The organism is Desulfoprunum benzoelyticum (assembly GCF_014201505.1).
Lineage (GTDB): Bacteria > Desulfobacterota > Desulfobulbia > Desulfobulbales > Desulfocapsaceae > Desulfoprunum > Desulfoprunum benzoelyticum.
This window is the reverse complement of the sequence record NZ_JACHEO010000002.1, coordinates 165,215-180,399: the sequence shown is the minus strand read 5'-3', so window position 1 is coordinate 180,399 and position 15,185 is coordinate 165,215. Positions and strand designations below refer to the sequence as shown.

The window sequence follows — 15,185 nt, the reverse complement described above, 5'->3', positions numbered from 1 at the left end:
AACAGGCAATGCGGACGAGCGGTGTACTCAACCTGCTGGGCAAGCTGCTGATGCTGCTGTCCCTGACCCTCATCGTGCCGATTCCCTTTTCGCTCTACTACGACGACGGGATGCTCCGGTCCTTCGTGCTGTCGTCGCTGATCGGCGCCGGCAGCGGCGGTCTGCTGCTGCTGCTCTTTCCGCCGGAGGAAGACCTCGGCTACCGCGAGGGCTTCGCCATCGTCACCCTGAGCTGGCTGGCGATGGCCTTCCTGGGCGCCCTCCCCTACACTGTTTCCGGCGAGATCCCGTCCTTTGTCGACAGCTATTTCGAGGCGATGTCGGGGTTCACCACCACCGGCTCGACGATCCTCGTCACCGTCGAAGACCTGCCGAACAGTCTGCTGTTCTGGCGCTCCCTGACCCAGTGGCTCGGCGGCATGGGGATCATCGTCCTGACGATCGCCGTCATGCCGCTGCTGAAGGTCGGCGGCACCCAGCTGTTCCATGCCGAGATGCCCGGCCCCACGAAGGACCGGCTGGCCCCCCGCATCCAGGGGACGGCCCGGATCCTCTGGACCGTCTATGTCTTCTTCACCCTGGTGGAGACGATTCTCCTCATGGCCGGGGGGATCGGCTTTTTCGACGCCGTCTGCCACTCGCTGACGACGCTCGCCACCGGCGGCTTTTCGACCCATACCGCAAGCATCGCCTACTTCGAATCGCCCTACGTCGAGGGGGTGATCATCGTCTTCATGCTGCTCGCCGGGATCAACTTCACCCTCCATTTTCATGCCATGACCGGCAACTTCCGGACCGTTTTCAAGAATGAGGAGCTGCGCTTCTATCTTGCCATCGTTTTCGTCTCGACCCTGATCATCACAGTCGCCGTCACCGTGGCCGATCCGGTCCATGATATCCTCGGAAATTTCCGCGACGCGATGTTCATTGTCGCTTCCCTCGTCACCACCACCGGCTACGGCACCGCCGACTACGATCTCTGGCCGCCGGTGTGCCTGATGGTCATCGTCGTCCTGATGTTCATCGGCGGCTGCGCCGGCTCCACCTCCGGCGGGATCAAGAGCGTGCGGATCCTGCTGCTGTTCAAATACGCCCTGCTCCAGCTCCGCCGTCTCGTTCATCCGCACCAGGTGCAGACCATCAAGCTGGGGGCGATACGGGTGCCCCAGGAGATCCTGATCGCCATCCTCGGCTTCTTCGCCCTCTACCTGGTCTTCTTTTTCCTGGCCAGTATCGTCGTCACCGCCACCGGAGTCGATATCCTCACCGGCACCAGTGCGGTCATCACCACCCTCAGCAATGTCGGCCCCGGCTTCAAGATCGTCGGCCCGACCCAGAATTTCAGCACCCTGCCGGAGCTGGCCAAGATTATCCTGATCGTCTGCATGCTGGCCGGCCGGCTCGAACTCTACACCGTCGTCGTGCTGTTGACGCCGGTCTTCTGGCGGATGGCGCGCAAGCCGTCCCTTCGCACCTTCTCCCTGGACAACAGGCAATCGGGTCCTGCTGCCCGAATCACCACATCGAAAGACAACCTCCATGAATGAGTATGATATCGCCGTCATCGGCGCCGGCCATGCCGGCTGCGAAGCGGCCCTGGCCGCCGCCCGGATGGGTTGCCGCACCTTCGTCGCCATCATCAACGCCGACACCATCGGCGCCATGTCCTGCAACCCGGCGATCGGCGGCCTGGCCAAGGGCCACCTGGTGCGGGAGATCGACGCCCTCGGCGGCGAAATGGCGAAGAACATCGACGCCACCTCCATCCAGTTCCGCCGCCTCAACACCAGCAAGGGCCCGGCCGTCCGCTCGTCACGGGCCCAGGCCGACCGCCTGCTCTACCGCCTGCGGATGAAGGCGGTGCTGGAGAACCAGCCCAACCTGACTCTCTGCCAGGCCACGGTCGACAGCCTGCTGGTCGCCAACGGCCGCATCGTCGGCCTCCGGACCTCGATCGACCAGGAGATCCGGGTCCGGGCGGTCGTGGTCGCCACCGGCACCTTTCTCAACGGCCTGGTCCACATCGGCCTGAAGAACTTTGCCGCCGGGCGGCTGGGCGACGCCCCCTCGACCCGGCTCGCCGCCTGGTTCAAGGACCAGGGCTTCACCGTCGGCCGGATGAAGACCGGCACCGTCCCGCGGCTGGCGGCCCATTCCATCGACTACTCGGAACTCGAGGCCCAGTACAGCGACGACCCGCCGGCCCATTTCTCCTTTGCCTCCAGTGGCCGCTACACCCTGCCGCAGCTGCCCTGCCACATCACCTACACCAACGAGCGGACCCACGAGATCATCCGCCGGGGCATCGACCAGTCGCCGATGTATGCCGGCGTCATCGAAGGGATCGGCGCCCGCTACTGCCCGTCGGTCGAGGACAAGGTCATGCGCTTCCCGGAGAAGGGGCGGCACCAGATCTTTCTCGAACCGGAGGGGCTGGACACGGTCGAGGTCTACCCCAACGGCCTGCCGACCAGCCTGCCGCTCGCCACCCAGACCGCGATGGTCCACAGCATCAAGGGGTTGGAGCGGGCCCAGATCATCCGTCCCGGCTACGCCATCGAATATGACTATGTCGACCCGCTGGAACTGCACCCGTCGCTGGCGACCAAACGGCTCGAGGGTCTCTACCTCGCCGGCCAGATCAACGGCACCTCCGGCTACGAGGAGGCCGCCGCCCAGGGCCTGATGGCCGGGATCAACGCCGTCCGCTACATCCAGGGCAAGGAGCCGCTGGTCCTCGACCGCTCCCAGGCCTACATCGGGGTCCTGATCGACGACCTGGTGACCTGCGGCACCAAAGAACCGTACCGCCTCTTCACCTCCCGGGCCGAATACCGGCTGCTGCTGCGGGAGGACAACGCCGACACCCGGCTCAGCCGGATCGGCCATGGGGTCGGCCTGCTCGACGACGAGTCCTATAAGCGCTTTCTCCACAAGGAGGAGGGGATGGCGGCGGGCATGACCCTGCTCGACGCCGTTGCCGTCAAACCGACGGCCGCGGTCAACGCGGCGCTGGCGGCGCTGGGCCAGACCGCGATCAAGCAGAAGAACAGTCTGACCGAGCTGCTGCGGCGGCCCGGCCTGACGATCGCCGACCTCGCCGCCCTGCCGCTCGATCCCGCCGAACAGCAGGATGTCGCGGCGCTGGCGCAATCGCCGGTCAAAGACGAGATCCAGCTGCAGATCAAATTCGCCGGTTATATCGAGCGGCAGCATGAACAGGTGGAGCGTTTCCGCAAGATGGAATCGCTGCTGCTGCCCGACGACATAAACTACAAGGCCCTGTCCGGCCTGTCGAACGAGGTCGTCGAGAAGCTCAGCCGGGTGCGGCCGCGCTCGCTCGGCCAGGCCTCCCGCATTTCCGGGATCACGCCGGCCGCCATTTCCGTGCTGCAGGTCCACATCAAACGGCTCAAGGCCCAGAACTGAACCCTTCATTCACCATGCCGACACCCTTCGTCCACACTCTCGACCCGGTTTTCCTCACCCTCGGCCCGCTGCAGATCCGCTGGTACGGCCTGATGTACGTCCTCGGCTTCACCGCCAGCTACTTCCTGGTGCGGCACCAGATCCGCCGCCACCACTACACGGAGTTGGGAAAGCATTTTGAAAACCTCAACCTCGTCCTGATCCTGTCGGTGATCATCGGCGGCCGCCTGGGCTACGTCCTGTTCTACAACCCGGGCTACTACCTCCGCCATCCCCTGGAGATCCTCGCCACCTGGGAGGGAGGGATGTCGTTCCACGGCGCCTGTATCATGTTGATCATCAGCGGCTGGCTGTTCTGCCGCCGCTATGGGCTCGATTTCTGGAAGGGCGCCGACATCTATGGCGCCACGATCCCCATCGGTCTGGGCCTGGGCCGGCTCGGCAATTTCATCAACGGCGAGCTGTTCGGTCGGCCGACCGCTGCGCCCTGGGGCGTGGTCTTCGCCGACGGCGGCCCGGTGGCGCGCCACCCCTCCCAGCTCTACGAGGCCCTGCTCGAAGGAGTCGTACTGTTTGTACTGCTGTGGGCGGTCAAGGGCCGACCGTGGCAGCGGCGGCCGGGCTGGCCGCACGGCAGCGTTCTTGCCCTGTTCCTTGTCGCCTATGGGATATTCAGGATGGTGGTCGAGCAGTTCCGGGAGCCCGATCCGCAGATCGGTTTTCTGTTCGGACTGGTGACGATGGGCCAGAGCCTCAGCCTGATCATGGTGATCGCCGGCCTGCTTCTCTGGCTGTTGCGGGTCCGGCAGGAGAAGAACAGGGGGGGATCGGTTGCCGTCGCTTCCGATCGGAAACGTCCCTGATGCTGTCGACGCCGCAGCCCACGGTCACCCATGCCGACGACCGCCGCCCCCTGCCGATCAACTGGGAGGAATGCCGACGGCGGGGCTGGGACGAGCTCGACATCCTCCTTGTCACCGGCGACGCCTACGTCGATCACCCCTCCTTCGGCGTCGCCCTGATCGCCCGGCTCCTCGACAGCCGGGGCTATCGGGTGGCGATCCTGCCGCAGCCGCGCTACGACCGGCCCGACGATTTTCGCCAGTTCCCGCCGCCCCGCCTGTTCTGCGGCATCACCGGCGGCAACCTCGATTCGATCGTCGCCAACTATTCCGGCAATGGCAAGGTCAGGGACTTCGACGCCTTTTCCCCGGCCGGCAACCCCTGGCGCGGGGAGGAACGGTCGCGGGCCAACCGCCGCCGCCCCGATCGCGCCGTCCTGCTCTATGCCCAGCTGGCCCGCGCCGCCTTCGGCGCGACACCGCTGGTCCTGGGCGGGATCGAGGCCTCGCTGCGCCGCTTCATCCACTACGACTACAAGCAGGACAAGCTGCGGGCCTCGTGCCTGACCGACGCCAAGGCCGATCTGCTGGTGTATGGGATGGGGGAGAGGGCGGTACTGGAGATCGCCGAGCGGATCGCAGGCGGCGAGGCAATCCCGGACGGAATCCCCGGCACCTGCCGCCGCCTGAGCGAAAAAGAACTGCAGCAGGAGCTGCCCGATTTCACCGGCGCTCCGGGCGATCCTTACCTGGTCCTGCCGTCATGGGCCGACATCGGCCGCGATCCCGCCCTGTTCCTCGACCAGGAACTGGAGCTCGACCGCCATGCCCGGGCCGCCGCCGGCACGATCGTGCTCCAGCGCCAGCAGAGCCACTGGGTGCTCCAGTATCCGCCGGCCGCCCCGCTCGACAGCCGCGAACTCGATGCCCTCTATGCCCTGCCCTTCAGCCGCCGGCCCCATCCCGCCGCCCCCGACATCCCGGCCTACCGGATGATCCGCGATTCGATCACCATTGTCCGCGGCTGCTCCGGCAACTGTTCGTTCTGCGCGATCACCAGGCACCAGGGACCGAAGGTCATCAGCCGCAGCCGGGAGTCGATCGTCAGCGAGGCCCAACAGCTGAGCGCGATGGCCGATTTCGGCGGAACCATCAGCGACCTCGGCGGGCCGACCGCCAATCTCTGGGGCACCAGCTGCGCGATCGGCGGCTGCGCCAGAAACGACTGCCTCTACCCGCGGGTCTGCCCCAAGCTCCAGGTGGCGGAAGCGGAGTTTCTGCAGCTGCTGCACGAGGTCGCCAGGGTTGCCGGCGTCGAACACGTCTTCATCTCCTCCGGCCTGCGGATGGAACTGCTGCTCAAGACCCCGGCCCTGTTGCGGCGGATCATAAAGCGCCATACCCCGGGGGCGCTGAAGATCGCCCCGGAGCATACCGATGCCGACTTGCTTACCCTGATGCACAAGGAACCGCACGCCGTGCTGCGCCAATTTATCCGGACCTGCCGCCGGATTGCCGGCGAGCTCGGCCGGGATCTGCGGTTTTCGCCCTATATCATCACCGCCCATCCCGGCTGCAGCGAGCGCCAGGTCCGGCAGCTGGTCAACGATCTGCGGGCCCTCGACCTCCAGGTCCGCGCCTTTCAGGACTTCACCCCGACCCCGGGGACGATCTCCACCGCGATGTACGTCACCGGCCGCCGCCGCGACACCAAAGCACCGTTGACCGTGCCGAAAAATAGCAGTGAGCGGAAAAAACAGCGGGAGATCATCGAGAGGGAATATCTGAGAACTGCAGGACCGGCACGCCGAAAACCGCGGGGGTGACGACTTCACCCCCGCGACCGGAAATGATATCGTGTTTGCTCCTTTCTCCCTGTCATTTCTACTTTTTCCCTGTCTTTTCGACCCACCCCTGACATTTCGACCTTTTTTCCTGTCATTTCGAGCGATAGCGAGAAATCTCGTTGTTCCCGGTAGGGCGAAGGATGGGATCACGCCCCCTCTGTCATTTCGAAGCGAAGCGAGAAATCTTGTTTTTTACTGCTGAAAATTGCTCCAGGGGCTGTTTAAGATCTCTCCCTCCGGTCGAGATGACAATGGGGGTAGGTCGAGATGACAGCGGACAAAGGTCGTGATGGCAGCGGGCAAAGGTCGTGATGGCAGCGGGCAAAGGTCGTGATAACAGCGGGCAAAGGTCGAAATGGCAGCCGGGTAAGGTCGAGATGGCAAGGTGTTCAGACCTTCATTTTACTCCAGGCTGGGCTGTGTCCGTTTTATCATAGGAACCGTAGTAGGTATACTGCCCGAGCATCTTCTCCTCGAGGTAGCGGCGTTCATAGCCGTTGAAGACGATGCCGATGACCTTGTCCTTGCCGATCAGGTCGATGATTTTCCTGATCTGGGTCCGGCTCGAGGCACCCTGGCGCACGACCAGCACCACCCCGTCGATCTTCTGCGCCAGCACAATGACCTCCGAGGCGGCGAGGATCGGCGGGGTGTCGAAGATCACGAAGCGGTCATCGTATCCCTCCGCCAGCTCCCGGATCAGCCCGTCCATCCGGGCCGAGCCGAGCAGCTCCGCCGGGTTGACGGGTGGCTTGCCGCTTGGCAGGATGCTCAACTTATTGATTGAGGTTGTGACGATCAGGTCGGCGATATCGCCCCCGGTCTGCAGAAAGGTGGACAGCCCCTGCTGTTGGGACAGGCCGAAGAGACTGGCCAGCATCGGCCGACGCAGGTCGCAATCGACGAGCAGGGCCTGATCATCAACCCCCTGGGCCATGACGATGCCGAGGTTGGCGGCGACAAAACTTTTCCCCTCCTTCGGGGCGGTCGACGTCACCATAATGGTGCGGCACGGGGCGGTACCGGTATCGGGATGAAGAATCCGCGAGCGCAGGACCCGAAACGATTCGGCCGTCTCGGTCGAGAAACTCACGGCCTGGCTGAGCCGTTCATCCCACCGGCCGGAAGGCTGCGGCGTTGATCGGCCTGATGGTCGCGTCGTCGCAGGCGCAGCAGTCTGCACTTCCGCCCGCGGCTCGACAGCAGCCCGTGCTACACCGCGATTTTCCGTATCGCGCTGTTCCGCATCACGCCGTTCTTCTGTAGTGGTAGTGCCAGCTCCCGATTTCTCGAGGGCCTGCGTAAATTTTCCCATGCTGTTCTCCAGTTCAAGCCCGCTATAAGATCAGGCGCTGCCATTGTTGAATTTATCCGTTGGTATACGCAAGATACAGCCCAAGGCCCATAGCCGCAAGAAGGGCGATGCCGGCGGCAATCCATCCTGGTTTCATCCGTCGGTCAGGTTGAGGCAGCGAAAAAGACGCCTGCTCTCCCGGGATCGCCAACTCGGCGACACAGGAGCGGATGATTGCGTCGTCGATCACCAGGGCATCGGCGGCAAAGGCGCTGACGAGCGCGTTGTCGCAAAGGATGTTGATCAGCCGGGGGTTGCCTCCCGTCGCCTGGTGAATGAGTTCCAACGCCTTTTCGGTAAAGAGCTGCCTCCTCACCGCCCCGGCCCGTTCAAGGCGGAAGAAAATGTACTCCCGGGTGTCGTCCATCGACAGGGGTTCGATATGGAAGCGGATGGCGACACGTTGCCGGAGCGGGAGCAGTCGCTCGTCGGTCAGACGGTCGAGCAGTTCCGGCTGACCGATCAGGAAGATGCTGAGGGCGACCTGATCCTCCGGCGGCAGATTGGCGAGGAAGCGGATTTCCTGAAAGAGCTCGAACGGCAGGGCATGGGCCTCGTCGAAAATCAGCAGGACCCGGCGCTGCTCTTTCCGGCAGTTCTCGATGAACCGGGAAAACAGGATCAGGAATTTGGCCTTGTTGCCATCGAACGGCAATTCCAGCTTCGATGCCAGATAATAGTAGAAATCGGCGATTTCCAGGGTGGGGTTGGACAGCACGCAGAGGTGGTGCGGGCAATCGAGACCTGCCGCCAGGACATTGACCAGCGTGGTCTTGCCGGTACCGATGCCGCCGGTCAGAACCAGAAAGCCCTTGTTGGCGACGACACCATAGCGCAGCACCGACAGGGCCTCCTTGTGCGATTCGCTCAGGAAGAGGGTCCCGGCATCGGGAACCAGCTCAAACGGCTTGTGCAGCAGACCAAAGTGTTGTCGATACATGGCGGCTTCCTGAAGTATGGTACCGGCTAGACGACGATCAGGCCTCGCCGCCAGCAATAGGCAAAGAGCACGGCGATCGCCGCACAGGCTGCGACCGCGGCCAGCAACCCGATCTGGAACTTTCTCCGGCCCCAGGTTTTCTCGCGTTCGGTTTCGATCAGGGGAATGGTGCACAGGACCGGCACCCCGAGATAGGTCTCGATGTCGTTCTGGTCGCGGAACGACGGATCGAGGAAATCCCAGACGAAGGGAACGCCGAAACCGAGGCCAAGACTGCAGAACAGTGTCACGGCTAGGATCTTGACAAAATCGGGCTTGATCGGCTTTTCCGGGACCCGGGCGGAATCGACGATCTTGAACTGGCTGCCCTTCTGTTGTTTTTCGAGGTTGAGCATCGACTTGGCCTGGAGATCCGAAGACACGAGCATATCGTAATGCCGTTTCAACTCGCCATACTCGCGGGTCAGGGCCGACCACTCCGCCTCGCGTACCGGCGCGGCAGCGACCCACTCCTCGTACTGGGATATGCTTTTTCTCAGCGATTCTTTCTCTGCTTCGATATTTCGGATACTCAGTTGGATGTTCTTCAGTTGGGTCTTGAGTTGAAGGAGGATCGGATCAGTTGAATCCGGCGACAGTGCCGATGGACCGTCTCCAATCCCTGCCTGCTGTCCTCCACCATTCGCGAGTTCTTGTTCTAATCGGGCAATCCGCTTTTTGGTTCGCTTGACCTCCGGATGATTTTCCGTGTACTTGAGTTGGAGATTCTTCAACACTTCCCTGAGCTCGATCAAACTGTCCTGCATTCCCCCCCCGGCAGCCCAGTTCGTGTCGTCGGCCGCGAGCAGATCGGTCTGGGACGTTATCATTCTGCGGAGGTTAGTTATCTGATCTTGGACCAGGGCCGCCGTCTTCTCGAGATCCTGAATGCTCTCCTGCTTGGCCTGGTACTGTTCCTGCAGAGCGATCAGGCGTGACACATTGGTCTGTCGGTGCTCCGGCAGTTCATTGTAATGTTTGAGCTTATAGTCGCGCATGATCGCATCTTTCCGATCCATGACCGTCTTGGCCATCTCCAGCTCGTCACTGGCATAGGCTGAGGTTTCGGTGGCCCGCTCTGCCCGGAATTTGAGGTTCTCTTCGATGAATTTGGCGGCCAGGGCATTGGTGACCTTGACGACCTTGTCAGGCTTACCACCGGAATAGCGGATCTCGAAGATATCCCCCTGATTCATCGGTACGATTTCGATATTCTTGCGCATCATATCGATGACATCTTCCATCGGCAGTCTCTGCCGCATCTCGGGATAAAGATCGAGGGTGGTGATAACGTTTTCGAGATTGGTCCGGCTGGTCACCATCTTGGTCAAGGTCGAGACCACATCGCGGATGGCGGAGGCCATATCCGGCGACAACCTACTCTGACTCGGGTTGATCGACCGCTGCTCATAACTGAGCAGGGAAGTGGACTGATACACCTTGGGGGTCGTCAGATACACGGCGAGACCGACGGGGAGGCTGATCAGGATCGCCGCGACGATAAAGCTCTTCCAGCGGACGAAGAGATCGAGATACTTTCTGATTTGTTGATGCTGTTGTTGTTCCATTGTTCTTGAGCATCCTTGTTGGCAGGCGATTAAACAAACGGCAGGAGTCACTGTCCATCAATAAACATATGGCACGATAGCATCTTTGCAGGGGTTCACGCCACTGTTCTTTCTCTGAAGGCAAACCGGCGGGCCGTATTGAAATCGTCGGGAACGGACTGCTCAGAAATCATCCGGACCAAAGGGCACCGCCCTGCCGATCTCACCATAACCGGCAAGCAGCATGAACAGCCGATCCACCCCCAGCGCTATGCCGGCTGCCGCCGGCAACCGCTCGAGATCGGCGAGGAAGCGCTCCGGCATGCCGCCGTGGCTGCCGCCCATCGCCTCGATCCGGGTCAGCTCCCGGGCGAAGCGCTGCCGTTGTTCGCCGGCATCGGTCAACTCGGAATAGCCATTGGCCAGTTCCACCCCGTGCAGATACAGCTCAAACCGTTCCGCCCAGTTCGGGTCCCCAGGTTTTTTCCGCGCCAGGGAAGCCATTTCGACAGGATAATCGTAGAGAAACAGTGGTTTGACAAAGCCAAGCTTCGGCTCGACGTGTTCGACCAGCATCTCCTCGAAGCAATCATCGGCCATGCTCCGTTCCAGAGACAACGGGCTGTAGCGGCGGAAGGCATCGTCGACGGACAAGCGGGGCCACGGTCTTGCGAGGTCGAACCGCCCGCCCCCGCCGTCTTCGCCCCCGGGCCCGGTGCCCGCCCCATCTTTGGCCATGCCGAAGGCGACCTCGGCGAGGAGGAATTCGCAGTCGTCCATCAGATGCCGATAATCGGCATGAAGGCGATACCATTCCAGCATCGTGAACTCTTCGAGATGGTAACGGCCCCGTTCACCCTTGCGAAAACAGGGGCAGAGCTGAAAGATTTTATCACAGCCGGCGGCCAGAATGCGCTTCATGCAGAGCTCGGGCGAGGTCTGCAGATACTGGCCCTCGGCGGCGAGGGGGACAATGTTGCTCTCAGGGATGATGACGGGCTGCCGCAGCGGGGTATCGACCTCGAGGAAGCCGCGGGAAGAGAAAAAATCGCGGATGGAAGCAAAAAGGGCCGCACGGAGGTGCAGCCCCTGGCGGTCGAGCATGACCGGGGTTATTCCTTGACCCTGGTCACGTAGGCGCCGGTACGGGTGTCGATCTGAATCCTGTCTCCCTCCTCGACGAAGGGCGGCACCTGGAGAACGTACCCTGTCTCCACCGTCACCGGTTTGGTATCAGTCCCGGAAGTGTCTCCCTTGGCCCATGGGTCGGCCTGGGTTACCACCAGATTGACGAAAATAGGCAGGCTGACATCGATGGCCTTGCCGTTGAAGAACAGCACCTCGACCTCCATATTGTCGATCAGAAAATTGACGTTGTCGCCGAGATGGTCCCTGGTGATGAACAACTGTTCGTAGTTGTCGGTATCCATGAAATGGTACTCGTCTTCCTGGTTATACAAATACTGCATCTTCCGCTCTTCGAGGTCGGCCTTCTCGAATTTGTCGACCGAGCGGTAGGTCTGGACGAGCTGGTTGCCGCTGATCATGTTGCGCATCTTGCACCGGTACAGGGCCTGACCCTTGCCGGGCTTTGAGAATTCGAAATCGATAATGATATAGGGATTGCCGTCAATCTGAACCTTGAGGCCCTTGCGCAGGTCGGAAGCAGTGTACATCGCAGTTCTCCGTGCTGTTTCGGTCGTGCCGAAAATGGATAATGAGACGTCCCCACACTTCGAGAGTAGGTATATATGGGACATCCAGTTTTGATGAGTTAAATATTATAATATAACTTTTCATGACGGCTTTCCGCAATCATTATCATTTCCCGGAAGTCTGCCGCCGGTCTCCAGGCCGATATCTCTTCAGGATGAGGGCTTTTGTCTTCATCAGGTTTTTTCCTATGGCCCGGGGAGGCAAACCGGTATAATGCGTTTTTTATTTTTCTGGAGGCGTTCGTCCATCATGTTGCGCATCGGCGTTCTTTCTGACACCCATATATCTGAGTGCACCGACCTGTTCCAACGGCAGGTCAGGCATGCGTTTTCCCACTGCCAGGTTATCATTCATGCCGGCGATCTGATCGACAGGCGGATTCTTCGGGCTTTTTCCGGCAAGGAGGTCCATGCGGTCCATGGCAATATGTGCACTATCGACACCCAGACGGCGCTTCCGCCTCACAAGATCGTCAAATACTGCCGGTTTACCATCGGCATCTGCCATGGGGCCGGCAACAGACAGACGATCGAGGATCGGCTCCTGCAGTTGTTTCCGGCCGTCGACTGCATCATCTTCGGCCATACCCATGTTCCCCAGCGCACGAAGATCGGCAGCATTCTACTGCTCAATCCCGGCAGTTTCAGGGGCACCGGCCGTCATGGGGCCATGGGCGCCTATGCGGTGCTGACGATTGACGAGCATGGCCTCTCCGCTTCGCTGCACGAATTGCCGGCCGATCTATGAAAAACCTCTGGCGACAGGAACCTGCATGACGACCGTAGTGAAAATGACGCCGATGCTGCAGCAGTATCTCGAGATCAAGGGCCAGTTCGAGGATGCCATTCTCTTTTACCGAATGGGCGATTTCTATGAAATGTTCTTCGACGACGCGATCACGGCCGCGAAGGTGCTCGGCATCACCCTGACTTCCCGGAGCAGCAAGGACGATGAAAACCGGATCCCCATGTGCGGTGTGCCCTTCCATTCCGCCTCCGGCTATCTGGCCAAGCTGATCGCCGCCGGGCACCGGGTGGCCATCTGCGAGCAGACCGAGGATCCCGCCGCCGCCAAGGGCATCGTCAAACGCGAAGTCGTGCGGGTGCTCTCCCCCGGGGTGGTGACCGACAGCCAGGTCCTCGACGACCGGAGCAACAATTACATCTGCGCCCTCGCCCGTCCGGCCAAGGCCCCGGTCTACGGCCTGAGTTTTGTCGATGTCAGCACCGGACAATGCCTCGTCGGCGAGGTCGAGGACCCCTCCAGCGACGGCAGCCTCGTGCTCGATCAGCTCACCCGCCTCGCCCCGGCCGAGATCCTTCTCGATGAAGCCGAGACCGAGACCCTCGCCGACCTGAAGCGCGCAATCACCGCCATGCTCCCCGGGGTCTGTTTTACCGAACGTCACTCCCGCTGCTTTTCACCCCACGCCGCGACCGAACTGCTGCACGAGCATTTCAATGTGGTGACGCTCGATGGTTTCGGCTGCGGCGCCTTGACCTCCGGTATCGCTGCCGCCGCGGTCATCATCGAGTATGTCGGGGAGACCCAGAAAGCGGCGATCAACCATATCGAGAAACTCACTCCCCTCGATCTCTCCTCCTACCTCCAGATCGACGACGCCTCACGCCGCAACCTCGAGTTGACCCAGACCATCATCGGCGGCAAGCGCGAGGGCAGCCTGCTGTCGGTCCTGGACCAGACATGTACGCCGATGGGGGCACGATTGCTGAAACACAATCTGCTCTTTCCTCTCCAGGAGTTGGAATCGATCATCAGCCGGCTGAATGCCGTCGATTTTCTCTATCAGCACAGGGACATCCGCGAGCAGTTGCGCGCACTGCTGAGCCGGATTTACGATATCGAGCGCCTCAACAGCCGGATCATGCTGGGCACCTGCAACGGTCGGGATCTGCTCGCCCTGCGCGACTCGGTGGTCTCACTGCCCGATTGCGTCGCCCTGCTCAACCGCTGCGCCGGCGAAAAATTTACCGCTATTGCCGCCGCCTTCGACCCTCTCGTCGACATCAGGGCCCTTCTGGAATCCGCCATCCATCCAGAGGCGCCGGTTTCGCTACGGGAAGGGAACCTGATCAGGGAGGGGTTCAACGCTGAGCTCGACGAGCTGATCCGGATCCAGAGGGACGGACGGCAGTTGATCCTGTCCCTGGAAGCAAAGGAAAGAGAGCAGTCCGGTGTCCCGAAACTGAAAATCGGGTTCAACAAGGTCTTCGGCTACTATATCGAGGTCAGCCGGGTCAACCTCGACAAGGTCCCCGATCACTATATCCGCAAGCAGACCCTGGTCAATGCCGAGCGTTTCATCACCCCGGAACTGAAGGAGTTCGAGGGCAAGGTTCTTGGCGCCGAGGAGCGCCGACTCGAGTTGGAATATCACCTGTTCTGTGCGCTCAGAAGCGACCTGGCGGCGATGAGCGAGCGGATTCTCGCCACTGCCCGGGCGCTCGCCGAGATCGACTTTCTCTGCTCCCTCGCCGAAACTGCCCGTAACCACGCCTACCACCGACCGCTGATCGACGAATCCGACGTGATCCACATCCGGGAGGGCCGCCACCCCGTCATCGAACGGGGCATGCCGACCGGAAGATTCGTCCCCAACGACATCCTCCTCGATCAGGAAGGGCAGGAGGTCCTGATCATCACCGGCCCGAACATGGCCGGGAAATCGACGATCCTCCGCCAGACCGCGCTGATCGTACTGATGGCCCAGATGGGGAGTTTCGTTCCCGCCGACTACGCCAGGATCGGCATCGTCGACCGTATTTTCACCAGGGTCGGGGCCATGGATGATCTCCGTCGCGGCCAATCGACCTTCATGGTGGAGATGAGTGAGACTGCCAATATCTTGAACAACGCGACCTCCAGAAGCCTTGTCATCCTCGATGAAATCGGGCGCGGAACCTCGACCTACGATGGTCTCTCCATTGCCTGGGCAGTTGCCGAAGAACTTGCCGGGAAGGACGACAAGGGGGTGAAGACGCTGTTCGCCACCCACTATCATGAACTCATCGATCTGGCCCTGACCCAGGAACGGGTGAAAAATTACTCGGTGGCAGTCAGGGAATGGAATGATTCAATCATCTTTCTCCACAAACTGATCGAAGGTGGAACCAATAAGAGTTACGGCATCCAGGTCGCCGGACTGGCGGGGGTGCCGGCCCATGTCATCCAGCGTGCCGAAGAAATTCTGAAAAACATTGAACAAAGCGAATTTGATCGCGAAGGTGATCCGTATATTGCCAGGACCAGCAAGCCGAAACGAGGCAGGCGCAAGACCCATCCGAACCAGTTGCCCCTCTTTCAGCCGAGCCCCGATCAGGTCAGAGAGTTTATTCAGCGGTTGTCAGTCGACGATCTGACCCCGCGGCAGGCGATGGAAGCCCTGTACACCTTGAAAGGCCTCTGCAGCCTTAAGGAGAGCAATTGATATATTGACTTTTGTGGAAAAGT

11 protein-coding genes are annotated in these 15,185 nt (G+C 61.2%); 6 read left to right on the top strand and 5 right to left on the bottom strand.

The window, feature by feature from the left end:
* Positions 1-8 precede the first annotated feature (8 nt).
* The 4 genes from HNQ81_RS03275 to HNQ81_RS03260 are packed head-to-tail and all read left to right on the top strand — an operon-like array spanning position 9 to position 6,097.
* Positions 9-1,547: a TrkH family potassium uptake protein gene (locus HNQ81_RS03275; protein WP_183348276.1), complete on the top strand. Its 1,539-nt coding sequence runs from the start codon at positions 9-11 to the stop codon at positions 1,545-1,547.
* On the top strand, positions 1,540-3,429 hold the full coding sequence (gene mnmG / locus HNQ81_RS03270; RefSeq protein WP_183348275.1) for a tRNA uridine-5-carboxymethylaminomethyl(34) synthesis enzyme MnmG: 1,890 nt from the start codon (positions 1,540-1,542) through the stop codon (positions 3,427-3,429). The genes HNQ81_RS03275 and mnmG overlap by 8 nt, the downstream gene beginning before the upstream one ends.
* A gap of 14 nt (positions 3,430-3,443) precedes the next feature.
* The gene (gene lgt / locus HNQ81_RS03265) at positions 3,444-4,292 is read left to right on the top strand and encodes a prolipoprotein diacylglyceryl transferase (protein WP_183348274.1); all 849 of its coding nucleotides are present in this window, start codon (positions 3,444-3,446) and stop codon (positions 4,290-4,292) included.
* Entirely contained in the window at positions 4,292-6,097 is a 1,806-nt protein-coding gene (locus HNQ81_RS03260) for a YgiQ family radical SAM protein (RefSeq protein WP_183348273.1), read from the top strand. Before lgt ends, HNQ81_RS03260 begins: the two co-directional genes overlap by 1 nt.
* Before the next feature lie 418 nt (positions 6,098-6,515).
* On the opposite strand, the gene HNQ81_RS03255 is transcribed toward HNQ81_RS03260, so the two are convergent.
* From HNQ81_RS03255 to efp, 5 genes are all read right to left on the bottom strand, one after another.
* Positions 6,516-7,433, bottom strand: coding sequence for a polysaccharide biosynthesis tyrosine autokinase (locus HNQ81_RS03255; RefSeq protein WP_183348272.1), 918 nt, complete (start codon positions 7,431-7,433; stop codon positions 6,516-6,518).
* A 52-nt stretch (positions 7,434-7,485) separates the two neighbouring features.
* Positions 7,486-8,412, bottom strand: a complete 927-nt coding sequence (locus tag HNQ81_RS03250) for an ExeA family protein (RefSeq protein WP_183348271.1) — start codon at positions 8,410-8,412, stop codon at positions 7,486-7,488.
* A 26-nt stretch (positions 8,413-8,438) separates the two neighbouring features.
* Positions 8,439-10,019 (bottom strand): XrtA system polysaccharide chain length determinant, encoded by a 1,581-nt coding sequence (locus HNQ81_RS03245; RefSeq protein WP_183348270.1) that lies wholly within the window; start codon positions 10,017-10,019, stop codon positions 8,439-8,441.
* 162 nt (positions 10,020-10,181) lie between these two features.
* On the bottom strand, positions 10,182-11,102 hold the full coding sequence (epmA, locus tag HNQ81_RS03240; RefSeq protein WP_183348269.1) for an EF-P lysine aminoacylase EpmA: 921 nt from the start codon (positions 11,100-11,102) through the stop codon (positions 10,182-10,184).
* A gap of 8 nt (positions 11,103-11,110) precedes the next feature.
* Positions 11,111-11,674, bottom strand: coding sequence for an elongation factor P (efp, locus tag HNQ81_RS03235; RefSeq protein WP_183348267.1), 564 nt, complete (start codon positions 11,672-11,674; stop codon positions 11,111-11,113).
* 289 nt (positions 11,675-11,963) lie between these two features.
* Between efp and HNQ81_RS03230 the strand changes: the two genes are divergently transcribed.
* Positions 11,964-12,461, top strand: a complete 498-nt coding sequence (locus HNQ81_RS03230; protein WP_183348266.1) for a metallophosphoesterase family protein — start codon at positions 11,964-11,966, stop codon at positions 12,459-12,461.
* A gap of 25 nt (positions 12,462-12,486) precedes the next feature.
* Positions 12,487-15,162, top strand: a complete 2,676-nt coding sequence (gene mutS, locus HNQ81_RS03225) for a DNA mismatch repair protein MutS (RefSeq protein ID WP_183348265.1) — start codon at positions 12,487-12,489, stop codon at positions 15,160-15,162.
* The last annotated feature ends 23 nt before the right edge of the window (positions 15,163-15,185 follow it).

What these genes read in the sequence shown, in the direction of transcription:
- mutS (WP_183348265.1), top strand. Translation starts at nt 12,487, where the DNA reads ATGACGACCGTAGTGAAAATGACGCCGATGCTGCAGCAGTATCTCGAG.
- HNQ81_RS03245 (WP_183348270.1), bottom strand. Translation starts at nt 10,019, where the DNA reads ATGGAACAACAACAGCATCAACAAATCAGAAAGTATCTCGATCTCTTC.
- efp (WP_183348267.1), bottom strand. Translation starts at nt 11,674, where the DNA reads ATGTACACTGCTTCCGACCTGCGCAAGGGCCTCAAGGTTCAGATTGAC.
- mnmG (WP_183348275.1), top strand. Translation starts at nt 1,540, where the DNA reads ATGAATGAGTATGATATCGCCGTCATCGGCGCCGGCCATGCCGGCTGC.
- lgt (WP_183348274.1), top strand. Translation starts at nt 3,444, where the DNA reads ATGCCGACACCCTTCGTCCACACTCTCGACCCGGTTTTCCTCACCCTC.
- HNQ81_RS03250 (WP_183348271.1), bottom strand. Translation starts at nt 8,412, where the DNA reads ATGTATCGACAACACTTTGGTCTGCTGCACAAGCCGTTTGAGCTGGTT.
- HNQ81_RS03230 (WP_183348266.1), top strand. Translation starts at nt 11,964, where the DNA reads ATGTTGCGCATCGGCGTTCTTTCTGACACCCATATATCTGAGTGCACC.
- HNQ81_RS03275 (WP_183348276.1), top strand. Translation starts at nt 9, where the DNA reads ATGCGGACGAGCGGTGTACTCAACCTGCTGGGCAAGCTGCTGATGCTG.
- epmA (WP_183348269.1), bottom strand. Translation starts at nt 11,102, where the DNA reads ATGCTCGACCGCCAGGGGCTGCACCTCCGTGCGGCCCTTTTTGCTTCC.
- HNQ81_RS03260 (WP_183348273.1), top strand. Translation starts at nt 4,292, where the DNA reads ATGCTGTCGACGCCGCAGCCCACGGTCACCCATGCCGACGACCGCCGC.
- HNQ81_RS03255 (WP_183348272.1), bottom strand. Translation starts at nt 7,433, where the DNA reads ATGGGAAAATTTACGCAGGCCCTCGAGAAATCGGGAGCTGGCACTACC.